Consider the following 22,160-nt stretch of genomic DNA (forward strand, 5'->3'; position numbering starts at 1 on the left):
CGCACGGCCCGCAGCTAGAGCGACAGGTAGTTCTTCAATTCGAACGGGGTGACGTGGCTGCGGTAGTTCTCCCATTCGGTGCGCTTGTTGCGCAGGAAGTAATCGAAGACGTGCTCCCCCAACGCTTCTGCGACCAGCTCGGAGTTCTCCATCTCGGTCAGCGCGACGCCCAGCGACGACGGCAGCTCCTTGTAGCCCATCGCCCGGCGTTCCTCAGGGGTGAGGCTCCACACGTTGTCCTCGGCCTGCGGACCGAGCACGTAGTTCTTTTCGACGCCCCGCAGACCCGCGGCCAGAAGCACCGCGAAGGTCAGGTACGGGTTGCACGCCGAGTCGGGGCTACGCACCTCGATGCGGCGCGACGAGGCCTTGCGCGGGGTGTACATCGGCACCCGCACCAGCGCCGAGCGGTTGGCCGCACCCCAGGACGCGGCCGTCGGGGCCTCACCGCCGTGCACGAGCCGCTTGTAGGAGTTCACCCACTGATTGGTGACCGCGCTGATCTCGATGGCGTGCTCGAGAATCCCGGCGATGAACGACTTGGCGACGTCGGACAGCTGCAGCGGGTCGTCCGCGCTGTGGAAGGCGTTGGTTTCCCCTTCGAACAGGCTCATGTGGGTGTGCATGGCCGACCCGGGATGCTCGGCGAACGGCTTGGGCATGAACGACGCGCGCACGCCGTCGCCGAGGGCGACCTCCTTGACCACGTACCGGAACGTCATCACGTTGTCGGCCATCGACAGCGCGTCGGCGTAGCGCAGGTCGATCTCCTGCTGGCCAGGCGCGCCTTCGTGGTGGCTGAACTCCACCGAGATGCCCATCTGCTCGAGCGCGTCGATGGCGTGCCTGCGGAAGTTGGGCGCCGCGTCGTGCACGGCCTGATCGAAGTAGCCGCCGTTGTCGGCAGGCACCGGCGGCGTGCCGTCGTCCGTGCCGGGCTTCAGCAGGAAGAACTCGATCTCGGGGTGGACGTAGCAGGAAAAGCCGAGGTCGCTGGCCTTGGACAGCTGGCGGCGCAGCACGTGGCGCGAGTCGGCCCAGGACGGCGAGCCGTCGGGCATCGTGATGTCGCAGAACATCCGCGCCGAATGGTGATCGCCTGCACTGGAGGTCCACGGCAAGATCTGGAACGTCGACGGATCGGGCCGCGCGACCATGTCGGCTTCCGACACTCGGGCAAACCCCTCGATGGACGAACCGTCGAAGCCGATGCCCTCCTCGAAGGCGCCTTCGAGCTCGGCCGGTGCGATGGCTACGGACTTGAGGTATCCGAGCACGTCGGTGAACCACAACCGGACGAAGCGGATATCGCGTTCTTCCAGCGTGCGCAGCACGAATTCCTTCTGCCGATCCATGACCGCAGCGTAGGTTCCGGCTGTTAATTCTGTGTTACACGCCTGCTAGCTCTAGCATCGCAAATCGGCAGGCGTCGCGACTGAGTCGACCAGAAAGTTCACCACCGCGGTGTCGACGCATTGGTCGCCGTTGAACACCACCGTGTGCTGGGTGCCGTCGAACGTGATCAGCGCTGCACCCATCTGACGAGCTAAGTCGACGCCAGCCTGATACGGCGTGGCCGGGTCGTGGGTGGTCGACACCACCACCACCTTGCCGGGCCCGGGCGACGCCGCGGGCCGTGGGGCCGAGGTCGGAGGCACCGGCCACAGCGCGCAGATGTCGCGCGGGGCAAACCCGGTGAAGCTGCCGTATGCCGAGAACGGGGCCACCTCGCGGATCTGCCGGTCGGCGTCCGCCCACACCGCCGGGTCTGTGGGGTACGGCGAGTCGACGCAGCGGATCGCGGTGAACGCGTCCTGCAGATTCTGGTAGTGCCCGGACTCGTCGCGGTGCTGGTAGTCGTCCGCAAGCAGCAGAAGGTCACCCGCGTCGGTGCCGCGCTGCAAGCCGAGCAGCCCGCTGGTGAGGTATGTCCAATAGCGCTGCGTGTACAGCGCGTTGACGGTGCCCGTCATCGCATCCTGATAGCTCAGCCCGCGCGGGTCCGACGTGCCGCCCGGCTTGGCCACCAGCGGATCGACCAGCTGGTGAAAACGCTCGACGAACTTCGTCGGATCGGTCCCCAACGGGCAGCCGGCCGACTGGGCGCAATCGGCGGCGTAGTCATTGAAAGCCGTTTGGAAACCCGCCATCTGGCGGATGCTCTCGGCGACCGGATCCAGGCTCGGATCGACCGCGCCGTCCAGCACCATCGCGCGTACCCGGTCGCCGTATCGCTCGGCGTACGCCGCGCCGAGCTGGGTGCCGTAGGAGAATCCCAGATAGTTGATCTGGTTTTCACCGAGCGCGGCACGCACGACATCCATGTCCCGAGCCGACGATGCGGTGCCGACGTTGGCGAGGAAGTCGGTGCCCATCTTGTCGGCGCACATCTGCGCGACTTGCTTGTAGAGCTGCTCGATGTGTGCGACGCCTGAGGGGCTGTAGTCGGCCATCGGCTCGCGGCGGTACGCGTCGAACTCGGCGTCGGTGCGGCAGCGCAACTCCGGGGTGGAATGCCCGACGCCGCGCGGGTCGATGCCGACGAGGTCGAAGCGGCGGGTGATGTCGGTGTCGGCCAAGGAAGCGCCCATGCTGGCGACGGTCTCGACGGCTGACGCTCCCGGTCCGCCCGGGTTGACCACCAGCGTGCCGAGCCGGTCGCCGGTGGCGGGTATCCGAATGACGGCCAATTCCGCTTGTGCGCCTTCGGGTTTCGCGTAGTCGACGGGGACGGCCACCGTGCCGCACTGCGCGGTGGGGATCGCGGTGGTGTCGCCGATGAACCGCGCGCAGCTTCCCCAGATCGGTGGCTGACCATAGAGCTGGGTCGACTCACCTTCCGGCGTCGCCAAGGCGACCGGGCACGTCATCGCGGACACCGTGAAGAGGGCGAGCGGCAGCGCCGTCCACCGTCCCGCCCGCCACATGGCAGCCATGGTTGCACGCGGACCCCGCATGGGTCTGCCCCTGGAATACAACGGTGACCTTGCTGTGATCAGGCGTCGAGTTCGTACGTCAGCCAGGTCGACTTCTGCGCCCCGATGCCGTCGTAAAGTCGTTGGGCTACAGCGTTGTCCGGCGCCGTCTCCCACACCAATTTCTCGGCGCCACGTTCGCGGCACAACTGGCGGCCGCGCTCGATCAGTGCCCTGCCCGCCCCGGTGCCCCGCGACGCCGGCACCACGAACAGGTCGTTGAGCACGCCGACGCGGCCGGCGTGCAGTGTCTGCCATGTCCAGTAGATCGTCGCGAATCCCAGTGGTGTTCCATCGCTGTCGCGAGCGATCATCTGCACTCCCTCGGCTGGGTTGGCGATCAGCGCATCCGCCAATGCCTTCAACCGATCGTCGGGCGGATCGACGCGATAGAAATCGCAGTAGGCCCGCAGCATCGGCATCAGCTCGGGCAGATCGCCCGGCCCCACCGTGCCGATGGTCAGCATCGTGTGTTCGGCGGTGGCACGGTCACGTCGACAAGGTAGCGCGCCGCGATGTCGTCGACGCAGCCGTTTCCCTGGAAGACAACGGTGTGCTGGGTGCCGTCGAAGGTGAGAAGTGTGCCACCGAGTTGTTTGGCCAGATCGACGCCGGCCTGATACGGCGTCGCGGGGTCGTTGGTCGTCGACACCACCAGGATCGGCGGCAGCCCATTGACTTTGATCGAGTGCGGCGTGCTGGTCGGCGGCACCGGCCAGAACGCACAGGTCTCCAACGGCGCGTGGCCGGTGAACTGGCCGTAGCTCATGAACGGCGCCAGCTCGCGGCTGCGCCGGTCTTCCTCGACGGTCTTCGCGCGGTCGGTGACAGGCGGTTGGTCCACGCAGTTCACCGCGACCCGCACATCGGTGGAGTTGTTGTAATGGCCTTGGGCGTCGCGACCCATGTACAGGTCGGCCAGCGCCAGCATGGTGTCGCCCTTGCCGTCATGGAGTTCAGACAGTGCCTGGGTGAGGTGGCGCCACAGGCTCGGCGAGTACAGCGGCAGAATGGTCCCGACGATCGCGTCGCTATAGCTCAGCCCGCGAGGGTCCTTGGTCTTCGCCGGTTTGTCCACCAGCGGGTCGACCAGATTGCGGTAGACCTCGACGGCCTTGGCCGGATCGGTGCCCAGCGGGCAGTCAGGACTCTTGGCGCAGTCGGCGGCATAGTCGTTGAAGGCCTGCTGGAACGCGGCGGCCTGGCGGAGATCGGCCTCGATGGGATCGGCGTTGGGGTCGACTGCGCCGTCGAGGATCATGGCCCGCACTTTGTCCGGGAACGCCTCCGCGTACGCAGAGCCGATCCTGGTGCCGTACGAATAGCCAAGGTATGTCAGCTTCTCGTCGCCGAGCGCCGCTCGCATCGAGTCGAGATCCTTTGCCACGTTGGCAGTTCCGACGTTCTCCAGGAACTCTTTGCCCATCTTGTCCACGCAGCGTTGGACGAAGTCCTTGGTTTCCTTCTCGATGTGCTCGACACCCGCGGGCGAGTAGTCGACCTGCGGGTCGGCGCGCAGCCGGTCGTTGTCGGCGTCGGAGTTGCACCACACCTCCGGCGTGGAGTTCGCGACGCCGCGCGGGTCGAAACCGACCAGATCGAACCGGTCGCGCACCGATTGCGGCAGCGTCGGGATGAGTGACGCGGCGGCCTCGACACCTGATTCGCCGGGGCCGCCAGGGTTGACGATCAACGAGCCGATCTTCTCGCCCGTCGCCTTGAACCGGATCATCGCGATCTGCGCGACGTCGCCGTCGGGCTTGGTGTAGTCGACCGGCACGGAAAGCATGCCGCACTCGGCGCCCGCAGGGATGTGGGACTGGTCCGGGCCGGAAGGCTTGCACGGCGCCCATTGGATCGGCGTGCCCGGCCGGGGCGCCGAGATGACGGCGCGACCGTCAACCAGCTTGCTGCAGCCCGTAAGGGCTAACAGCGAGACAGCGACGAGCACACCGGATCGAAAGACCCCGGTCTTGAGGTTCATGGGACCACATGCTGCCATGAACCCGCATCGGCGCTGGCGAGGCGGCTATCGCGTGGCGTCGAGCAGTTCGTCCAACGCTGCGGTGAAGTCGTCGGCCATATCCCACAGATCGGGCAGCAGCTCGGGGCACGAAACGATTCCGACGTCGAGTTTGCCCGTCAGCGACATCACGGTGATGTTCAGGCCGGAGCCGTGGAAGATCGGGCCGAGCGGGTACATCGCCTTGACCTCGCAGCCCAAGTAGTACAGCGGCACCTGAGGTCCAGGCACGTTCGACACAACCAAGTTGTGCACGGGTTTCGCTCCGCTGAGGCGGCTCGCCGCGTAGACCCGCATGGCGATACCGAACACCGCGGGCGCGGCGAACTGCGACCAGTCCTGCAACAGCGTCGCGCCGATCGCCGAACTATGTTGTTTGGCAACGGAATTCGCTGCCGCAATGGCCTTGAGGCGCTCGCCGGCATCGTCGATATGCGTTTCGAGTCGAGAGAACATGCCGGAAACCTGATTGCGGCCTGGCCGGTCGGACTTTTCGTGGACCGAAACCGGAATCATCGCGACCAGGGTGTTGTCCGGCAGCTCACCGCGGTCGTAGAGGAACTTGCGCAGCACCCCGGACACCAGCGCCATGACGACGTCGTTGACCTTGACACCGAAGTGGTTCTTGACCGTCTTGATGTCCTCCAGGTCCAGCTGAGCGAACGCGATGTTGCGGTGACCCGTCACGTTGGTGTTGAACGACGTCTGGGGCGCGCTGAATGGACTGGCCATCGTCAGTCCGCTGCGGGCGCGTTTGACGGTGTCCAGCACCGACGACACCGTCAGCGGCAAGACGTTGACCAGCTTCAACGGCCGGGTCGCGAATTTGACCGCGCCGCTGACCGCGATCTCCAACCCGCTCGCACCGCCGACACCCTCGACAGGGTCGGGCGGCGGTGCGTCAGGTTCGGTGCTGCACAGCTGCGACATCAGGTTGGCCCCGGTGACGCCGTCCACGCCGGCGTGGTGGACCTTGGTCATCACCGCCAGCCGGCCTCCGGCGTGGGCATCGGTGCCCGCGATGTTCTCGATCACCCACGTTTCCCACAGCGGCCTGCTGCGATCCAGCGGCAGGGACGCGATGTGGCCGCAGATGTCGGCGAGTTCTCGCTTGCCCCCCGGCGACGGCAGGCCAATGCGGTGCAAGTGCCGATCGACGTCAAAATCCTTGTCCTCCACCCACACTGGATGATCGAGGTTCAACCGGGAGTCGGCGAGCTTTTCGCGGAACTGCGGCATCGCCTTGATGCGCAGGGTCAATGCGTCGCGCAGCCGATCGAACGTATAGCCACCAGGCATGGTCGAGGTGTCGAGCTCAAGGATCGAACACACATGCAACGGCTGCTTGGCGGTTTCGAGATACAGGAAGCTGGCGTCGAGTCCGCTGAGCCGTTGCATGGGCCGATCGTAATGTGAGGAAATCCACTTAACCTGAAGTTCAGGTTCTTGTGACGGGGTGGCAGACTGACAGTGTCAGACGAAACCCGGGGACCATCTTGGCCTCGAGGATTCGACCCGACCCACCCTATGGGGGACAACGATGTCTGAGCAGACCGTTTACGGTGCTGCGGAGGTAAAACCTCGCAGCAAGGTTCGCACCCATCACCTGCAGAAATGGAAGGCCGAAGGCCACAAGTGGGCCATGTTGACGGCCTACGACTACTCCACGGCCCGGGTCTTCGACGATGCGGGCATTCCGGTGCTGCTGGTCGGCGATTCGGCCGCCAACGTCGTCTACGGCTACGACACCACGGTGCCGGTCAGCGTGGATGAGCTGATTCCGTTGGTCCGCGGCGTCGTACGCGGCGCCCCGCACGCGTTGGTGGTGGCCGACCTGCCGTTCGGCAGCTATGAAGGAGGCGCTGCGCAGGCGCTTTCTACGGCGACCCGGTTCCTCAAGGAAACGGGCGCGCATGCGGTCAAGCTCGAGGGCGGTGAGCGCGTCGCCGACCAGATCGCGATGGTGACCGCGGCCGGCATTCCGGTCATGGCGCACATCGGGTTCACCCCGCAAAGCGTCAACAGCCTCGGTGGGTTCCGGGTTCAGGGCCGCGGCGATGCCGCCGAGCAGACGATCCACGACGCGATCGCCGTGCAGGAGGCAGGCGCCTTTTCGGTGGTGATGGAGATGGTGCCCGCCGAGTTGGCCACCCAGATCACGGGCAAGCTGACCATCCCCACCATCGGGATCGGCGCAGGGCCCAACTGCGACGCGCAGGTGCTGGTGTGGCAGGACATGGCCGGGCTCACCAGCGGCAAGACGGCCAAGTTCGTCAAACGCTTCGGCGACATCGGAGCTGAGTTGCACCGTGCCGCAACGCAATACGCCGACGAGGTGGCGTCAGGAGCATTCCCGGCCGAAGAGCACAGCTTCTAGGAAAACTCGGCTTTACGTTTCGCCAGGAACGCGTCGATTCCTTCGCGCCCGTCGGCGGACTCGGCACGTTCTGCGATCAGGCGGCCTTCAAGTTCCATCTGCTCTTCCAGCCCGCTGGAGAATGTGGAGAGCAGAAGGGCCTTTACAGCGCCGTTCGATCCCCCTGCGGTAGTGGCCATTTGCCCGGCGAGCTTATCCGTGCGAGCAGCAAGCTCGTCGTCGGGAACTACCTCGGTCACCAATCCCCACTGCGACGCTTCTGGTGAGGACAGCGTGCGGTTGGTCAGCATCAGCTCCTTGGCCTTGGTGATCCCGACGAGCCTCGGAAGGAAGTAGGACGAGCTGCCGTCGGGGCTCAGCCCGGCGCGGGTGTAGGCCATCGTGAACGACGCCGACTCCGCGGCGAGTACCAGGTCACCGGTGACCGCGAGCGAGAAGCCTGCGCCCGCGGCGACGCCGTTCACCGCGGTGATCAGCACGGCGTTCATGCGCGCGAACGTCGAAATCGCCCGGTGCAGGTCGTCGGCGACGCCCTTGATGAACAGGCCCCGGCTCGGCGCGGTCGCGAACGACTTCAGATCGCCTCCGGCGCAGAAGAATCGCCCTGATCCAGTGATCACGACAACCTTGGTGGCAGCGGTGTCGCAGCGCCGGGCAGCATCGGCCAGCTCGCGAGTCATGGTGTCGTTCATGCCGTTTGCGGCATCGGGCCGATTGAGCGTGATCCGGGTGATGGGGCCGGATTGCTCGAACTTGATGGTCTGATATTCGGTCACACGTGGACTGTATCTGCGTTGATGCCGGACCGTTCACATTCCTGTGGCAGGCTGGGCTGTCCGAAATCCGAACAGAACGCCTCGATCGAAGGGAACCATGGCGGCCAAAACGCCCGAAACTTCCAGGTACAGGGAAGTCGAGCGCAAATTCGAGGTGGTCGAGTCCACCGTGTCCCCCTCTTTCGAAGGGTTATCGGCCGTGGCCCGGGTGGAGCGGTCGCCCTCCCAGCGGCTCGATGCCGTCTACTTCGACACCCCCGGGCGTGACCTCGCGGCCCGCCGCGTCACGTTGCGTCGCCGCACCGGAGGTTCCGACGAGGGCTGGCACGTCAAGCTGCCGGCCGGGCCCGACGCGCGCACCGAGGTGCGGGCACCGCTCAACGAGCCCGGCGAAGGCGTGCCCGAGGCGTTGCTCGATGTCGTGTTGGCCATCGTGCGGGACCGCCCGCTGAGCCCGGTCGCGCGGATCACGACCGACCGAACCGTTGACATGCTTTACGGGCTGAACGGCGTCGCACTCGCCGAGTTCTGCGACGACCTGGTCACGGCCAAGGGCGAACCCGACGGTGAGGAGCAGCGCTGGCGCGAATGGGAACTGGAGCTGGCAGACGGCGCCGACGCGTCGCTACTGGACAGGCTGTCGAACCGCTTGCACGACGCGGGTGCGCAGCCGGCGGGGCACGGGTCGAAGCTCGCGCGCGTCTTGGAGTCGGCCGGCGGTCCTGAAGCCGAAGCCGTCGCGCCTGCGGCCGATCCGGTGCACCGCGCGGTGGCCGAACAGGTCGAGGAACTGCTGAAATGGGACCGCGCAGTGCGCGCAGACGTCTACGACTCGGTGCACCAGATGCGGGTGACGACGCGCAAGATCCGCAGTCTGCTTCAGTCGTCGGAAGACGCGTTCGGAATCTCCGACGACGCGTGGATCCTCGACGAGTTGCGCCAATTGGCAGCCGTTTTGGGCGTCGCGCGGGATGCCGAGGTGCTCGCCGAGCGCTACGAACGGGCACTGGACGAACTGCCCGAGGAACTGGTGCGGGGGCCCGTGCGGGACAGGCTCGTCGACGGCGCCAAACGGCGCTATCAGTCGGGACTGCGCAGGTCGTTGATCGCGATGCGGACGGCGCGGTACTTCAGGTTGCTCGACGCGCTCGAAGCGCTCGTAGCCGCCGAACCCGCGCAGACCCTGCCGGGCGACGAGCGAGCACAGCTGACCATCGACTCGGCATACAAACGGGTACGCAAGGCGGCCAAAGCCGCCGGTGAGGCCGCCGACGCTGATCGGGACGAGGCACTGCACCGAATTCGCAAGGGCGCCAAGCGACTTCGCTACACTGCTTCGGCCACGGGCGCCGATAAGGTGTCCGATCGGGCCAAGACGATCCAGACCCTGCTCGGTGACCATCAAGACAGCGTGGTCAGCCGCACGCATCTGAGTCACCAAGCCGAGGTCGCATACGCCGCGGACGAAGACACCTTCACTTACGGCCTGCTTTACCAGCAGGAGGACGACCTCGCGCAGCGATGCCGCCAGCAGTTGGACGATGCGCTGAAGAAGCTGGACAAGTCGGTTCGCAAGGCGCGCTAGCCCTGCGGGGCGGATGAGTTGGCCTGTAAGCCGGATTCTGTTCCGTACCGCCGCGATTAATCACGGCGGCAAGGCGGCGACCATCCATCTGGACACACCGTTGCCGGGTGCCTCAAGCGGCCTACCCGCAGGCTCGGGCGAGCAGCCCTCGGGCGCCTGCGCTGCCACATCCCCTCATGCGACATTCTTGGCCTTGCTTCGGGTGGGGTTTGCCTAGCCATTCCGGTCACCCGGAATGCTGGTGCGCTCTTACCGCACCGTTTCACCCTTACCACCGTCACCGATGGCGGTCTGTTTTCTGTGGCACTTTCCCGCGAGTCACCTCGGATTGCCGTTAACAATCACCCTGCTCTGCGAAGTCCGGACTTTCCTCGAACCACCGCAGACCCTTTCCCCCGTGGGCCTGCAAAATGATCCGCGGCCGCCCAGCCAACTCATCCGCGCATATAAACGTATCGCTTCAGGTGCCGATTCCGCGAACAGGCCATACTTGACGGCATGCCGCGCCTACCTGCGGCCCGCTATCTTCAGCGGGCCAAGGATCTGGTCGACGCGCGCTACGCCGACGCGATCACCGTCGATGATCTGGCCGCCGCGGCCGGGCTGTCACGGGCCCATTTCAGCCGGATGTTCACCCGCACCTTCGGCGAATCACCGCGCTCGTATCTGCAGACCCGACGGCTCGAGCGGGCCGCGGCACTGCTGCGCTACACCGATCGCTCCGTGGCCGATATCTGCGTGATGGTCGGCCTGCAGAGCGTCGGGTCGTTCACGACGACCTTCGCGCGGGTGTACGGAATGCCGCCGGCCGCGTACCGGGCCAGCCTGCCACCCGCGTCGGCGTACGCCCGGGTGCCGAGCTGCATCTTGGCTCGGGACACCAGGCCGCAGGCGGACAGCCGGACCAAGACAGCACACTGGGAGAAGACGGGCACCGGCATGCGCTCGTAGCGTCGTGCCCATGGTGAAAATCGCAAGCGCCCACCTGTGGGTACATGACCAAGAAGTGGCACTGAAGTACTGGACCGAGAAGGTCGGTTTGGAAGTGCGCCAAGATGTTTCGTTACCGGATCTCCAGTTCCGATGGCTGACCGTCGGGCCGCCGGGCCAAGACGACGTGTCCATCGTGCTGATGGCGGTGCCCGGCGAGCCGGTGATGGACGAGGCCACGCGTAAGCAGGTGCTCGACCTGACGGCCAAGGGCTTCGCGGGCACGGTCTTCCTCACGACCGACAACTGCCAGGCCACCTACGAAGAAATGACGTCCCGGGGTGTCGAGTTCACCGAGGAGCCCCATCAGATGCCGTACGGGATCGACTGCGGGTTCCGGGATCCCTCCGGCAACAGCGTGCGACTGACCCAGCTCGCCGACGTGTCCGAGTGGGCGAGTTGAGCCGGAGCTAGCCTGACACAGCAGTACATGCTACCTTGAGTAGCATGTCATCGGCTGATGAATTAGGCGTTCTGGTGGCGGCCGCAATTCAGGTCGCCGAACAGGCCGGCAAGGACGTCGCCGATGTGCCGCTCGCGACGATCGCGCAGGCGGCGGGCGTGTCACGCAGCACGTTGGTGCGACGGCTGAACGGCTCACGGCAGGCGCTGGACGATGCGGTGCGGGCCGCCGGGATCGACCCCGGCGGCCGACCGGTCCGGGTACGCGCCATCGAGGCCGGGGCACAACTGGTCAGTGATAGCGGTTTGGCGAATGTCACGCTGGAGTCCGTCGCGGAGGCCGCGGACTGTTCTGTGCACAGCTTGTATGCCATCTTCGGCACTCGTGACGAGCTGTTCGCCGCCATCTACGAGCGATACAGCCCGCTGAACGACGTGCTCCGGCTCGGTGCCAACCCGTCGACGAGTCTCGAGGCCAGCGTCGCCGAGTTCTATCGGACGCTGGCCATCACCCTCACCCGCGAACCGCATGTGGCCGTGGCAATGCTGTCGGATTTGTTGGGAAATCCGCGGGGCATTGCGGCCCGAATCTTCGCCCGCTACTTCCCTCGGGTGAGGGCGTCGCTGGGCGGCTGGCTGCAGTCGCACGTCAGCGCAGGGCGGATCCGCGACATGCCGGTCCCGTTGCTGATGCAGCTGCTCGTCGGCCCACTGGTGGCGCATGTTCTGATGCGGCCCGCGATCGCTCACGAAGTCGATCTGGAGCAGGCGTGCGCCGAGTTCACCGCCGCGTTCGTGCGCGCAGTCGGCCCGAATCAGCCGGATACGGAAGGGAGTTAGATCATGCAGAGGTCAACGGCCGCGATCACCTCGGCGGCGTTCTTTGTGGTGGCACCGGGCACCGTCGTGGGCTTGTTGCCGTGGCTGATAACCCGTTGGGAGATAACGGGTTCCGGCCTCGGATGGCGGGTGCTGCAGGCGGTCGGTGTGGTCTTGATCGTCCTTGGGCTCATCCCACCCGTGCACGCGTTCATCCAGTTCGTCAAGGCGGGCGGCACGCCCATCCCGATTGCGCCGACCCAGCGCCTGGTGGTCACCGGGTTCAACCGGTTTGTGCGCAACCCGATGTATTTCGGTTTGATCGTCGCGATGCTCGGTCAGGCGTTGTTGTTCGGCAGCCTGCCGCTGGCGGCGTGGGCCGCGGCGTTCTGGATCATCACAGCGTCATTCGTGCGGTGGTATGAGGAACCGACGCTCGTCGATGAATACGACGGCGAATACGAGACGTATCGCCGCAATGTGCATGCCTGGATCCCGCGGCTGCATCCGTGGAGCCCTGGGGTCGAGCGCCAGCCACAGGCCTAGCTGTCATATCGGAGCTCCGTTCCTCGTCATACCTCTGATGACGAAAGGAGCTCGATATGGCCGCCGCCTACTGGACCACCACTTCGATACTCGCAACCGAATGCCTTGTGGGCGGAGTGATGGGTGCACTCCAGCTGTCGCCGTTCCGCGACACGGCAACGCATCTGGGCTACCCCGCCTACTTCATGTCGATCCTCGGCGCCTGGTACATCGCGGCGGGCGTCGTGCTGCTGGCGCCACGGCTTGTCCGGCTCAAGGAATGGGCATACGCGGGTCTGGTCATCAACTACACCGGTGCCGCCGCGTCACACCTGTGGACTGGCGACCGTGTCCAAACACTCATCGGCCCAGCCGTTTTTCTCGGGATCACCGTCGCCTCATGGGCGCTACGGCCACCGCCGCGCCGTGAACTTCCCTCTGCGACAATCGCTTTCACCCGTGGCCGTCGTATCACCTATTGGGTCGCCACTCTCGCCGTCGCGTCCGAACTCGCTGTCGGCGGTGTGTGGGATCTGATGCGTATCGAATATGTCCGCAACGTGGTCGAGCACCTCGGGTATCCCGCCTACCTGCTGACCATCATGGGCGCATGGAAAGTCGCCGGGGCGGTGGCACTGCTGATCCCCCGCTACCCACGCCTTGCACAGTGGGTCTACGCCGGCGCAGTGATCAACTACGCCTCTGCCGTCGCTTCGCACACCATCGTCGGAGACGGCTTTCCCGCGATCGTCGCGCCGCTGGCGCTACTCGCACTCACGGTGACGTCCTGGGCATTACGCCCGGCTACACCGACCAAAGTGAGAAGCGGTCGGAGGCAAGCCAGCCGCGTCAGCGATGCGGAGCTTTGACGGTTGGCACTGCCTTCTCGGTAGCCAACGCCGTCGGCGGAATCGTCGTGGTGGCTGTGTCGCCCTGAGTCATCGGGCCGACCAGGACTGGGTGGGCCACAGGTAGAGGGTCCGAGCTACCCCCAGCGCCCATGGCGAAGGAGAATCCCGCCATCGCCACCACTGCGCTGCCACCGAATATTGCCAACACGAGTTTTGTACGTTTAACCGTCGTCGATTGCGCCATGCTGCCCCCAAATCTTTGGCGTTCGTGACTTGCTCCCCCCGATCCCCTACGAGTGGACGCCTCGAGTCTTGGGCAAAGCTGTCAGCGGGCTACGAGTTAGCTGGGTGCGCGGACCTGTCCCGGACCCAGTTGTCCACAACACGTGACGGGGAAGGCCACTCCCACCTGGCGGACGCGCCGTGCCGGGTGGCCCCGACGAGGCTGGGGCCCGGCGACACATCGGGAAGGGATCTGAAGATTCTGGTACTGCCGTAGTAGCTCGGTGATAACCTTTTTTACGCCCAATGCTGTTCAGCTTGGGTTTTGGGGGCCACGGCAGAATTGCCGAATTTTTCTGGGGGGCAATATGGCTCAGTCGACAGCCGTTAAACGCACGAAGCTTCTGTTCGCGCTGGTCGGTGGCAGTGCGGTGGTGGCGATGGCGGGATTGTCGGTAGCTATGGACATGGGTGACAGCTCGGACCCGTCCCCTGTGGCCAGTCCAGTCTTGGTTGACCCAATGACGCCGGGCGAGACAGTTACCACTTCTAGTGCGCCGACTGCATTGCTGACGAAGAAGGCCGTACCGACAGTCAAAGCTCCGCGCTTCGGCGGCTAGCAGCCTTCGGCCGAGTATCTATCGCAGCGCGGCGGTCCTTCTGCGCTCGAACGTCCTCAACGCGCGTGCTGTAACGACGCATCCGTGGTGCTTGCACCTCTGAATGATGTCGAGCATGCCGGACGCGGACACGCGGAAGTGTCCCTCGGGCGGGCCGCAGCCGAATACACGGGTGATGGGGCTGGAGCTTTCGAAACCGCTGCTGCATGGGGCCGATACCCGGATCCAACTACGCGCCCGCCGCCGGGGCTCGATTCGAAGTTGGTCGGCGATCGCGGCCGCTGACGATCTCACACACCGGCTCGCCGCGGCGTCTACTAGGTATGAACACCAGACATGCGGTAATCGACAGCCCACTGGGCGAGCTCACTTTGGTCGCGGACGGTGAAACGCTGACCGGCCTGTACTTCCGGCACCAGTGGTATCGGCCGAGCCGCGATACATTCGGTGCCCGCGTCGACGCCGATTCCGACGCCCTGCTCGCGAAGGCGAAGGCTCAGGTGACCGACTACTTCGCCGGCGCCCGCAACGACTTCGACCTGCCAATCAGACTGCGCGGCGACGACGCACAGCGACGCGTCTGGCAGCTGCTTGCCACCATCCCCTACGGCGAAACCGTCACCTATGGCGAACTGGCCACGACTCTCGCCGACGGCACCACCGCCCAAGAGGTCGGCCAGGCTGTCGGCCGCAACCCGCTGTGCATCGTCGTACCGTGCCACCGCGTCGTCGGGAAGCAGGGCCAACTAACCGGCTACGCGGGCGGGCTCAAACGCAAGCAGTTCCTGCTCGAACTCGAAGAGCCCGTCGAAGCGCAGGCGGCGAGGTTGTTTTGATGGCCCCGTCGAAATGGCAGACACGCGTCGACTCGGGCGACTGGGACGCAATCACCGCTGAGGTCAACGACTTCGGCGGTGCATTGCTGCCTCGCCTGATCACCAAGTCCGAAGCGGACAAGATCCGAAAGCTCTATCCCGACGACGATCGCTTCCGCGCGACCATCGACATGCGCAGGTACCGCTTCGGCGAGGGCGAATACCGGTACTTTCGGCAGGCTTGTCCCGAGACCATCGAACAGCTCAAGCAGGCGCTTTATCCGCGGCTGTTGCCGATCGCGCGAGACTGGTGGACCAAACTCGGACGCAAAGCGCCGTGGCCGGACACCCTCGACGACTGGCTGGAGGCGTGCCACGCCGCAGGTCAGAAGAAGTCGACAGCCATCCTGCTCAAGTACGGGCAGGGCGATTGGAACGCGCTACATCGAGACCTCTACGGCGACTTGGTGTTTCCGCTCCAGGTGGTCATCAACCTGAGCGAACCCGGTGTAGACCACACCGGAGGCGAATTCCTGCTCGTCGAACAGCGGCCGCGAGCCCAATCCCGCGGCACCGCAACGCTGCTGCCCCACGGACATGGCTTCGTGTTCACCACCCGTGAGAGGCCGGTGCAGTCGGCACGGGGCTGGTCCGCGTCGCCGGTCCGGCACGGCGTGTCGGCCATCCGCTCCGGCGAGCGCTACACGCTCGGACTGGTATTCCACGACGCCGCGTGAAAAATGAAGCAGTACACCCTGTTCGGTCCCGACAGAACACCACATAGGTCGCCAACGCCTGGCGTGTTCGGCGGCCACAAAGCGACCCGAATCTACGGACGCCTGGACTGCCGCTCGGCGCTACGCGCCATCGCCAAAGGTGGCTACGTCGCACAGCGTGTGTTCTTCGCCGACGAAGCCACCGCCATCGCCGCCGGTTACCGACCGTGTGCCCGTTGCCTGCCCGAGCACTACCGCGCCTGGAAACGTACTAACGCCGACGCAGAACGATCACGTTGTCGATGAGCGGGCCGGTATGCCCGTCCGGCCCGCTGGCTTCCCGCTCGGCGACCTCCGCCCGAAGCGTTTCCCATTCGGCCGCATCGAGTTTCAGCGAGTCGAGCACTTCCTCCACAGTGGGGAACTCATGGTCATGTGCCATCTTCCACGCCCACGGCGGAGGCCCGGCGTGGTCGACGATCAACAACAGGCCGTCGGAAGCGACGGCCGCGAGGGCCTGCTCGAAGATCCGCGGCCTGTCCAGATGCGCCATGGAATGCAGGTACTGCGCCGATACCAGGTCGAAGGTGCCGACGGGAAAGCTCTCGGATAAGTCATGCTGCTGGAAGTCGATTCGATCACCGAGCCCACGGACGCGAGCGTCCTCGGCGGCGCGCTGCAGAGCGGTTTCAGAGATGTCGACAGCGACGACGCGCCAACCGCGCTCGGCGAGCCAACACGCGTCGGCGCCCTCCCCGCACCCCAGATCCAGTGCGCTGCCGGGTTTGCGCGTCGACGCCACCTCGGCGAGGCGAAAGTTGACCCGGCCACTCCAAATCCGGTTCCGCTCGCTGTAGCGCTCCTCCCACGTGGACTTGGCATCAGGCGTTGACATGTTCACTCCAATCCGGGACCGGTAGTCCGCATTCGTCTGACAGCAGGCTTTGCACCACCGACACGGCCGCCAGCGAGCCCGCCGCGATCGCCGACGCCACCTGCGGTGGCAACTGTGTGCTCAGATCACCCGCGGCGAAGACACCCGGCGCGGTGGTTCGGCACAGCGAGTCGACCTTCACCGGGGCTTCGCCGAACGGCGTCACCTCCCCTGGCTCCGCGCCAAGCTTTTCGGCCAGCCGGGAGCGCTGATGCAGCGTCGTCGCGGCAAGCATGCCCCGGCATTCCAGCCGACCACCATCGGTGAACCGCACAGCTTCCAGTTCGCCCTCGCGCCCAATGAGTTCAGCCACCGGCCGCTCGTCGATCTTCACCCCGGCCGAAGCCAGCCGGCCGCGATCCTCATCATCGAGGTCGGCGGGACCATCGGTCAGCAGCACCAAGTCGTCTGTCCAGCCAAGCAGTAACAACGCCGAATGGATGGCTTTCTCGCCCCGCGCCAGCACCGCCAGCGGTTGATCGCGCAACTCCCAGCCGTCACAAAACGGGCAATGGAACACCGATGTGCCCCAACATTGCATCAGCCCCTCGACGTCCGGCGGCCGGTACTCCATGCCGGTGGCCAACAGCACCCGACGTGCCCGCTCGACACCGCCGTCGGCGAGCGTCAACTCGAAGGCATCGCCGTCGCGGGCACCGTCGAGCACCTCACCGGTCCGCAACTCGACACTGGGGTAGGCGGCAATCTCGCGCCTGCCGGTTTCGTACAGCTCGGCCGGTGCTCGACCGTCGTGACCCAGCAGGCCGCCGATGCCATGTGAGGGCAGGTTGCTCTGCCTGCCCGCGTCGACCAGCAGCGTGCGCCGCCTCGCCCTGCCCAGCACCAGACCGGCACTCAAGCCCGCCGCGCCGCCACCCACCACGACGCAATCCCATATCGAATCCATGACCCGAGCTTGCCCATAATCGGGCTGTTCAACCAAACTGATTTGCCATGCAGGCAAAGAGCCCGGGTGAGGACGACGTCGACGTGCGGGTGCGCCAGCGCCTGAGGCAGCTGCGCATGGAGCGTGGGCTGACCCTTGAAGAGGTGGCCAGCCGGTCGAACATCGACGTGTCGACACTGAGCCGGTTGGAGTCGGGCAAACGCCGCCTCGCACTCGACCATCTCCCCCGGCTCTCGGCAGCGCTATCCGTCAGCACCGACGAACTACTGAGGGCGCCCGAGGCCGAGGACCCGCGCGTTCGGAGCGGCCCGCACACGCATAAGGGCGTGACTTATTGGCCGCTGACCCGGCACGGTCCGGCAGGAGGCCTGCACGCCTTCAAGATTCGGGTCAGCGCCCGCAGACGCACCCCGCCGCCGGAGCTACCGGTACATGAGGGCCAGGACTGGATCTATGTGTTGTCCGGTCAGTTGCGGCTGATACTCGGTGACCGCGACTTCACCATCAAACCCGGTGAGGCCGTGGAGTTCTCGACATGGACACCACATTGGTTCGGCGCCGTCGACGGCCCCGTCGAGGCGATCACGTTGTTCGGAGCGCACGGCGAGCGGCTTCACCTGCAGAGCTGATTACAGGTATGCGGTCTGGTTCACCAACCGCACCGATGCCACCCCGTCCGGGTAGAACTCGGCGATCGACAGCGACGCCAAGTCGAGGTGAAGCCGGTACAGGATGCCCGCGCCGGCGTCCAGCGCGAGCCGCAGCAGCGTCTTGATCGGTGTCACGTGGGAGACCACCAACACCGTCTCCCCGCCGTGTTCGTTGATGATGCGCGCCTGCGCGCGCCGCACGCGGATCGCCACGCTGTCGAAGCTCTCGCCTTCGGGCGGCGTGATGCTCGTGTCCCGCAGCCAGCGCCGGTGAACGTCGGGATCGCGTTCGGCCGCCTCGCCGAACGTCAATCCTTCCCACGCGCCGAAGTCGGTCTCGATCAGGTCGTCGTCGACGGTGACGTCGAGGCCGAGCGCCTTGGCCGCAACCGCCGCCGTGTCATACGCCCGCTGCAACGGTGACGTGACGACGGCGGCGATGCCGCCTTTGCCCGCCAGATAGTGCGCGGCTGCGTCGGCCTGACGGCGACCGACATCCGTCAGCGCCGGATTACCGCGGCCGGAATACCTTCGCTGCGTTGATAATTCGGTCTGGCCGTGGCGCAACAGCAGAAACCGTGTCGGCGCACCACGCGCGCCTGTCCAGCCCGCGGGAGATGTCTGTGCCGCAGTCGTCTTGGGTGCCTCTGCCGGCACCTCGATCTCGGCCGCGGCGTCCATCGCTTCGTTCGCCAGCCGGTCGGCGTGGCTGTTACGGGCGCGCGGAATCCACGAGTAGCTGATGCGGTCGAACCGCGTCGACAGCGCCGTGGCCTGCTGATGCAGCGGGGTCAGATCCGGATGCTTGACCTTCCAGCGGCCCGACATCTGTTCGACCACCAGCTTGGAGTCCATGAACACTTCGACGTCGCTGGCGCCCAGCTTCACCGCTTCTTCCAGCCCAGCGACCAACCCTCGGTACTCGGCGACGTTGTTGGTCGCGCGGCCGATGGCCTGCTTGCTTTCGGCCAGCACTGTGCCGCGATCAGCCGACCAGACCACCGACCCGTAACCGGCCGGGCCGGGGTTACCACGCGACCCGCCGTCGGCCTCGACGATGACCTTCACTGGCCAGAGCCCTTGACACGCAACAGGATCGCCCCGCATTCGGGGCAGCGCAGCACCTCATCCTCGGCTGCTGCCGATATCCGGGCCAGCTCGCCGCGGTCGATCTCGATCCGGCACGCACCGCAGCGCCGGCCCTGCAGCAGCCCGGCACCGGCACCCCCGCGTGACCTCTGGCGTTCGTACAACGCGACCAGGTCGCCGTCCAATTGGTTGACCAGTTCATCGCGCCGCGACAGCAATTGGTGCCGCAGTTGATCGATTTCGTGGCGAGCATCGTCGCAGGCTTTCTGCGCATCTGAGAGCTTCGTCTGCAATTCGTCGATCGTCGTCAGCTCATCGGACTGCTGTCCGGCCAGCTGCTCGCGCCGCTCCATCACCTCCAACAGCGAGTCCTCCAAACTGGATTGGCGACGTTGCAACGTCTCCAGCTCGTGCTGCAAGTCGGTGAGCTGTTTGGCGTCGATGCTTCCCCCATCCAGCAATGACCGATCGCGGTCCTCACGCTGGCGCACCGAATCGATCTCGGATTCGAACTTCGCCGCCTGGGCGTCAAGATCGTCGAGCGCGATCTGCAGTGCGGCCAAGCGGTCGTTGGCGTCACGGTGGCTCGCTTGAACCTCCTCGACCTGGCGCTGCTCGGCGAGATTCTTGGCTCGATGCTCGATGCGGCTCAGGTCGGCGTCCAGTTCGGCCAGCTCTAGCAACGAACGTTGTTGGACTACTTCAGCTTTCATGTCTCAATTCTCTCGATATTCCACGGATCGGTGCGTATCGCCGACACCCGCACCGGCAGCGAATCCCCAAACCGATCCCGTAGCAGTTCTGCCGCCTGTGTACACCACGGATATTCGCTCGCCCAGTGCGCGACGTCGATGAGCGCGACGTCCGACGCCCGCCGGTGCTCGTCGGCGGGATGGTGCCGCAGGTCGGCGGTCACATATGCCTGCACCCCTGCGGACGCGACCACGTCGAGTAGCGAGTCACCGGCTCCCCCGCACACCGCTACCTTCGACACGATAGCCTCGGACTCACCCGACGCCCGAACGCCCCATGATGTGGCGGGCAGCGCGTCGTGCACGCGAGACACGAACGCCGACAACGGTTCCGGCCGCGGCAGAGAGCCGACGCGGCCCAGCCCGACATCGCCAGGCAGTGGCGCCAAGGAATAGATGTCGAACGCGGGCTCCTCATACGGGTGCGCGCCGCGCAACGCGGCCAGCACATGAGCGCGCAGCCGCGACGGCGCGATCATTTCCAGGCGATCCTCGGACACCCGCTCGACGCTTCCCACTTTGCCGATCGTCGGCGACGCACCGTCATGCGGCAGGAACTGGCCGGTACCCGACACGCTCCAACTGCAGTGCGAGTAGTCGCCGATGTGGCCTGCCCCGGCGCCGAACATCGCTTCCCGCACCGACTCCGCATCGCCGGCGGGGACGAACACCACCCACTTGTCCACGTCGGCCCCGACGGAGACCGGCGCGAGCACCTCCTCGACCGTCAAGCCGAGGGCGTCCGCCAGTGCGTCGGACACGCCGGGTGAGGCGGAGTCGGCGTTGGTGTGCGCCGTGAACAGCGCCTTGCCGGTACGGATCATCTGATGCACCAGAGAGCCCTTGGCCGTGCTGGCGGCGACGGTGTCGACCCCGCGCAGCAGCAGGGGATGATGTGCGAGCAGCAGGCCTGCGTCGGGAACCTCGGCGACGACGGCCGCGGTGGCGTCCACGGCGACGGTGACGGTCTCGACCGTTTCAGACGGGTCGCCGCAGACCAGTCCGACGGAGTCCCAGTCCTGGGCGAGCCGCGGCGGATACGCGGCCTCGATCACGTCGATGATGTCGGCCAGCCGTGCGCTCATCGCAACGCCTCGCGGATGGCGTCGACCAACACCGGCCAGTCCGGACGCACCGCTGCCCGCAGAAATTCGCCGTCAAGGCCCACGAACGTGTCACCACGCCGGACAGCGATTCCCTTGTTGCCCAGATGTTTTCGCATCAACTCGGCATCGGGAACGGTGAAAAGCACAAAGGGTGCACAGCCGTCGACAACATCGACACCGATGCTAGTCAGAGCGGCAACCATATCCGCACGCAGCGTCGCGAGTCGGCGTGCAGCTCGATCGGCCTCGGCCACGGCGTCGGGTGTGCTGCACGCCGCGATGGCCTCCAATTGCAGTGTGCCCAGCGGCCAATGCGCCCGGTGCGCGGTCAGCTTTTCGAGGACGTCGGGGTCACCGAGCGCGTAGCCGACACGCAGTCCGGCCAGCGACCACGTCTTCGTCAGGCTGCGCAACACCACCACATCGGGCAGACGTAGCTGCGCCAGGGAAGCCGGCTCACCGGGAATCGCGTCGGCGAACGCCTCGTCGACGACCACGATGCGTCCGGGTTTGCGCAGCGCCAGGACCTGTTCGCGGGTATGCAGCACCGCGGTCGGGTTGGTTGGGTTTCCGACGACGACCGCGTCCGCCTCGTCGGGCACCTCGGCGCCGGTCAACTCGAACGGCGGCGTCAACACGACGTGCCGAAACGGCACACCGGCCGCAGCCAGCGCCGCCTCCGGCTCGGTGAACGACGGCGCGATCAGCGCGGCCAGGCGGGGTCGCATGTCGGCGAGCAGCGCGAACCCTTCGGCCGCCCCGGCAAGCAGCGCCACCTCGTCGGCGTTGCGCCCGTGCCGCGCTGCGACGGCCGCCACGGCGCGTTGTTCGTCGGTGGCACTCGGGTAGCGACCGAGGTCGGTGAGCCGGGCGGCGAGGCGCTCGACCAGCCACGACGGCGGCTCGGCCGTGCGCACGTTGACCGCGAAGTCCAGCATTCCGGGGACCGCGGCCTGATCGCCGTGGTAGCGCGCGGCCGCACGGATATGACTCGCCACATCACGACACTAGACGTCGGGGACAATG

23 protein-coding genes and 1 other RNA gene are annotated in these 22,160 nt (G+C 66.0%); 11 read left to right on the forward strand and 13 right to left on the reverse strand.

From position 1 onward, the window contains the following. Positions 1-14: 14 nt before the first annotated feature. The 5 genes from glnA to ACWW36_RS26395 are packed head-to-tail and all read right to left on the reverse strand — an operon-like array spanning position 15 to position 6,396. Positions 15-1,355, reverse strand: a complete 1,341-nt coding sequence (gene glnA / locus ACWW36_RS26375) for a type I glutamate--ammonia ligase (RefSeq protein ID WP_456138881.1) — start codon at positions 1,353-1,355, stop codon at positions 15-17. A 51-nt stretch (positions 1,356-1,406) separates the two neighbouring features. Beyond that, a complete protein-coding gene (locus ACWW36_RS26380; protein WP_456138882.1) occupies positions 1,407-2,936 on the reverse strand; it encodes an alpha/beta hydrolase in 1,530 nt (509 codons plus the stop codon). Between the two features lie 59 nt (positions 2,937-2,995). Next, positions 2,996-3,442 (reverse strand): N-acetyltransferase family protein, encoded by a 447-nt coding sequence (locus ACWW36_RS26385; protein ID WP_456138883.1) that lies wholly within the window; start codon positions 3,440-3,442, stop codon positions 2,996-2,998. Then, positions 3,436-4,959, reverse strand: coding sequence for an alpha/beta hydrolase (locus ACWW36_RS26390; RefSeq protein ID WP_456138884.1), 1,524 nt, complete (start codon positions 4,957-4,959; stop codon positions 3,436-3,438). The genes ACWW36_RS26385 and ACWW36_RS26390 overlap by 7 nt, the downstream gene beginning before the upstream one ends. A 45-nt stretch (positions 4,960-5,004) precedes the next feature. Continuing rightward, complete coding sequence (locus ACWW36_RS26395; RefSeq protein ID WP_456138885.1) at positions 5,005-6,396, reverse strand: WS/DGAT/MGAT family O-acyltransferase; 1,392 nt, start codon at positions 6,394-6,396, stop codon at positions 5,005-5,007. Positions 6,397-6,538: 142 nt separating this feature from the next. Here ACWW36_RS26395 and panB point away from each other — a divergent pair, with 142 nt between their 5' ends. Further along, on the forward strand, positions 6,539-7,375 hold the full coding sequence (panB, locus tag ACWW36_RS26400; protein WP_456138886.1) for a 3-methyl-2-oxobutanoate hydroxymethyltransferase: 837 nt from the start codon (positions 6,539-6,541) through the stop codon (positions 7,373-7,375). On the opposite strand, the gene ACWW36_RS26405 is transcribed toward panB, so the two are convergent. Then, positions 7,372-8,151, reverse strand: a complete 780-nt coding sequence (locus ACWW36_RS26405; RefSeq protein WP_456138887.1) for an enoyl-CoA hydratase/isomerase family protein — start codon at positions 8,149-8,151, stop codon at positions 7,372-7,374. The two genes, panB and ACWW36_RS26405, sit on opposite strands and share 4 nt — an antisense overlap. Positions 8,152-8,248: 97 nt before the next feature. Here ACWW36_RS26405 and ACWW36_RS26410 point away from each other — a divergent pair, with 97 nt between their 5' ends. Continuing rightward, complete coding sequence (locus tag ACWW36_RS26410; protein ID WP_456138888.1) at positions 8,249-9,736, forward strand: CYTH and CHAD domain-containing protein; 1,488 nt, start codon at positions 8,249-8,251, stop codon at positions 9,734-9,736. A gap of 10 nt (positions 9,737-9,746) precedes the next feature. Here the strand turns inward: ACWW36_RS26410 and rnpB are convergent. Beyond that, positions 9,747-10,173: RNase P RNA component class A (gene rnpB / locus ACWW36_RS26415), an RNA gene on the reverse strand. A gap of 61 nt (positions 10,174-10,234) precedes the next feature. On the opposite strand from rnpB, the gene ACWW36_RS26420 reads away from it, so the two are divergent. The 8 genes from ACWW36_RS26420 to ACWW36_RS26455 all read left to right on the forward strand — a co-directional run bounded on the left by ACWW36_RS26420 (position 10,235) and on the right by ACWW36_RS26455 (position 16,002). Then, positions 10,235-10,687: a helix-turn-helix transcriptional regulator gene (locus tag ACWW36_RS26420; RefSeq protein WP_456138889.1), complete on the forward strand. Its 453-nt coding sequence runs from the start codon at positions 10,235-10,237 to the stop codon at positions 10,685-10,687. Between the two features lie 10 nt (positions 10,688-10,697). Next, positions 10,698-11,129, forward strand: coding sequence for a VOC family protein (locus ACWW36_RS26425; RefSeq protein ID WP_456138890.1), 432 nt, complete (start codon positions 10,698-10,700; stop codon positions 11,127-11,129). Between the two features lie 44 nt (positions 11,130-11,173). Then, on the forward strand, positions 11,174-11,968 hold the full coding sequence (locus ACWW36_RS26430) for a TetR/AcrR family transcriptional regulator (protein WP_456138891.1): 795 nt from the start codon (positions 11,174-11,176) through the stop codon (positions 11,966-11,968). 3 nt (positions 11,969-11,971) lie between these two features. Then, complete coding sequence (locus ACWW36_RS26435) at positions 11,972-12,493, forward strand: methyltransferase family protein (RefSeq protein ID WP_456138892.1); 522 nt, start codon at positions 11,972-11,974, stop codon at positions 12,491-12,493. 56 nt (positions 12,494-12,549) lie between these two features. Next, complete coding sequence (locus tag ACWW36_RS26440) at positions 12,550-13,341, forward strand: DoxX family protein (protein WP_456138893.1); 792 nt, start codon at positions 12,550-12,552, stop codon at positions 13,339-13,341. Between the two features lie 1,147 nt (positions 13,342-14,488). After that, a complete protein-coding gene (locus ACWW36_RS26445; protein ID WP_456138894.1) occupies positions 14,489-15,001 on the forward strand; it encodes a methylated-DNA--[protein]-cysteine S-methyltransferase in 513 nt (170 codons plus the stop codon). After that, the gene (locus ACWW36_RS26450) at positions 15,001-15,717 is read left to right on the forward strand and encodes a 2OG-Fe(II) oxygenase (protein WP_456138895.1); all 717 of its coding nucleotides are present in this window, start codon (positions 15,001-15,003) and stop codon (positions 15,715-15,717) included. Before ACWW36_RS26445 ends, ACWW36_RS26450 begins: the two co-directional genes overlap by 1 nt. Before the next feature lie 3 nt (positions 15,718-15,720). Then, positions 15,721-16,002: an Ada metal-binding domain-containing protein gene (locus ACWW36_RS26455; protein ID WP_456138896.1), complete on the forward strand. Its 282-nt coding sequence runs from the start codon at positions 15,721-15,723 to the stop codon at positions 16,000-16,002. Here ACWW36_RS26455 and ACWW36_RS26460 read toward each other — a convergent pair. Together ACWW36_RS26460 and ACWW36_RS26465 are read right to left on the reverse strand one after the other, a co-directional pair. Then, positions 15,968-16,591 (reverse strand): class I SAM-dependent methyltransferase, encoded by a 624-nt coding sequence (locus ACWW36_RS26460; RefSeq protein ID WP_456138897.1) that lies wholly within the window; start codon positions 16,589-16,591, stop codon positions 15,968-15,970. The two genes, ACWW36_RS26455 and ACWW36_RS26460, sit on opposite strands and share 35 nt — an antisense overlap. Continuing rightward, on the reverse strand, positions 16,578-17,537 hold the full coding sequence (locus ACWW36_RS26465) for an NAD(P)/FAD-dependent oxidoreductase (protein ID WP_456138898.1): 960 nt from the start codon (positions 17,535-17,537) through the stop codon (positions 16,578-16,580). Before ACWW36_RS26465 ends, ACWW36_RS26460 begins: the two co-directional genes overlap by 14 nt. Positions 17,538-17,584: 47 nt before the next feature. Between ACWW36_RS26465 and ACWW36_RS26470 the strand changes: the two genes are divergently transcribed. Further along, complete coding sequence (locus ACWW36_RS26470) at positions 17,585-18,166, forward strand: helix-turn-helix domain-containing protein (protein WP_456138899.1); 582 nt, start codon at positions 17,585-17,587, stop codon at positions 18,164-18,166. Here the strand turns inward: ACWW36_RS26470 and ACWW36_RS26475 are convergent, their stop codons facing one another. Genes ACWW36_RS26475 through cobC form a run of 4 tightly spaced genes read right to left on the reverse strand, consistent with a single transcriptional unit; the run spans position 18,167 to position 22,132 of the window. Further along, the gene (locus tag ACWW36_RS26475; RefSeq protein WP_456138900.1) at positions 18,167-19,255 is read right to left on the reverse strand and encodes a bifunctional RNase H/acid phosphatase; all 1,089 of its coding nucleotides are present in this window, start codon (positions 19,253-19,255) and stop codon (positions 18,167-18,169) included. Then, on the reverse strand, positions 19,252-19,989 hold the full coding sequence (locus ACWW36_RS26480) for a zinc ribbon domain-containing protein (RefSeq protein ID WP_456138901.1): 738 nt from the start codon (positions 19,987-19,989) through the stop codon (positions 19,252-19,254). The genes ACWW36_RS26475 and ACWW36_RS26480 overlap by 4 nt, the downstream gene beginning before the upstream one ends. Then, positions 19,986-21,113 (reverse strand): Nif3-like dinuclear metal center hexameric protein, encoded by a 1,128-nt coding sequence (locus ACWW36_RS26485; protein WP_456138902.1) that lies wholly within the window; start codon positions 21,111-21,113, stop codon positions 19,986-19,988. Before ACWW36_RS26485 ends, ACWW36_RS26480 begins: the two co-directional genes overlap by 4 nt. Further along, the gene (cobC, locus tag ACWW36_RS26490) at positions 21,110-22,132 is read right to left on the reverse strand and encodes an Rv2231c family pyridoxal phosphate-dependent protein CobC (protein WP_456138903.1); all 1,023 of its coding nucleotides are present in this window, start codon (positions 22,130-22,132) and stop codon (positions 21,110-21,112) included. Before cobC ends, ACWW36_RS26485 begins: the two co-directional genes overlap by 4 nt. Positions 22,133-22,160: the final 28 nt, after the last annotated feature.

The organism is Mycobacterium sp. MMS18-G62 (assembly GCF_053877835.1).

Bases quoted from the DNA above. Each gene is read 5' to 3' on its own strand.
- ACWW36_RS26430 (WP_456138891.1), top strand. From the start codon at position 11,174: ATGTCATCGGCTGATGAATTAGGCGTTCTGGTGGCGGCCGCAATTCAG.
- ACWW36_RS26470 (WP_456138899.1), top strand. From the start codon at position 17,585: ATGCAGGCAAAGAGCCCGGGTGAGGACGACGTCGACGTGCGGGTGCGC.
- ACWW36_RS26385 (WP_456138883.1), bottom strand. From the start codon at position 3,442: ATGCTGACCATCGGCACGGTGGGGCCGGGCGATCTGCCCGAGCTGATG.
- ACWW36_RS26480 (WP_456138901.1), bottom strand. From the start codon at position 19,989: ATGAAAGCTGAAGTAGTCCAACAACGTTCGTTGCTAGAGCTGGCCGAA.
- ACWW36_RS26450 (WP_456138895.1), top strand. From the start codon at position 15,001: ATGGCCCCGTCGAAATGGCAGACACGCGTCGACTCGGGCGACTGGGAC.
- ACWW36_RS26460 (WP_456138897.1), bottom strand. From the start codon at position 16,591: ATGTCAACGCCTGATGCCAAGTCCACGTGGGAGGAGCGCTACAGCGAG.
- glnA (WP_456138881.1), bottom strand. From the start codon at position 1,355: ATGGATCGGCAGAAGGAATTCGTGCTGCGCACGCTGGAAGAACGCGAT.
- ACWW36_RS26420 (WP_456138889.1), top strand. From the start codon at position 10,235: ATGCCGCGCCTACCTGCGGCCCGCTATCTTCAGCGGGCCAAGGATCTG.
- ACWW36_RS26395 (WP_456138885.1), bottom strand. From the start codon at position 6,396: ATGCAACGGCTCAGCGGACTCGACGCCAGCTTCCTGTATCTCGAAACC.
- ACWW36_RS26425 (WP_456138890.1), top strand. From the start codon at position 10,698: ATGGTGAAAATCGCAAGCGCCCACCTGTGGGTACATGACCAAGAAGTG.
- ACWW36_RS26390 (WP_456138884.1), bottom strand. From the start codon at position 4,959: ATGAACCTCAAGACCGGGGTCTTTCGATCCGGTGTGCTCGTCGCTGTC.
- ACWW36_RS26485 (WP_456138902.1), bottom strand. From the start codon at position 21,113: ATGAGCGCACGGCTGGCCGACATCATCGACGTGATCGAGGCCGCGTAT.
- ACWW36_RS26380 (WP_456138882.1), bottom strand. From the start codon at position 2,936: ATGGCTGCCATGTGGCGGGCGGGACGGTGGACGGCGCTGCCGCTCGCC.
- ACWW36_RS26410 (WP_456138888.1), top strand. From the start codon at position 8,249: ATGGCGGCCAAAACGCCCGAAACTTCCAGGTACAGGGAAGTCGAGCGC.
- panB (WP_456138886.1), top strand. From the start codon at position 6,539: ATGTCTGAGCAGACCGTTTACGGTGCTGCGGAGGTAAAACCTCGCAGC.
- ACWW36_RS26440 (WP_456138893.1), top strand. From the start codon at position 12,550: ATGGCCGCCGCCTACTGGACCACCACTTCGATACTCGCAACCGAATGC.
- ACWW36_RS26455 (WP_456138896.1), top strand. From the start codon at position 15,721: ATGAAGCAGTACACCCTGTTCGGTCCCGACAGAACACCACATAGGTCG.
- ACWW36_RS26445 (WP_456138894.1), top strand. From the start codon at position 14,489: ATGAACACCAGACATGCGGTAATCGACAGCCCACTGGGCGAGCTCACT.
- ACWW36_RS26435 (WP_456138892.1), top strand. From the start codon at position 11,972: ATGCAGAGGTCAACGGCCGCGATCACCTCGGCGGCGTTCTTTGTGGTG.
- ACWW36_RS26465 (WP_456138898.1), bottom strand. From the start codon at position 17,537: ATGGATTCGATATGGGATTGCGTCGTGGTGGGTGGCGGCGCGGCGGGC.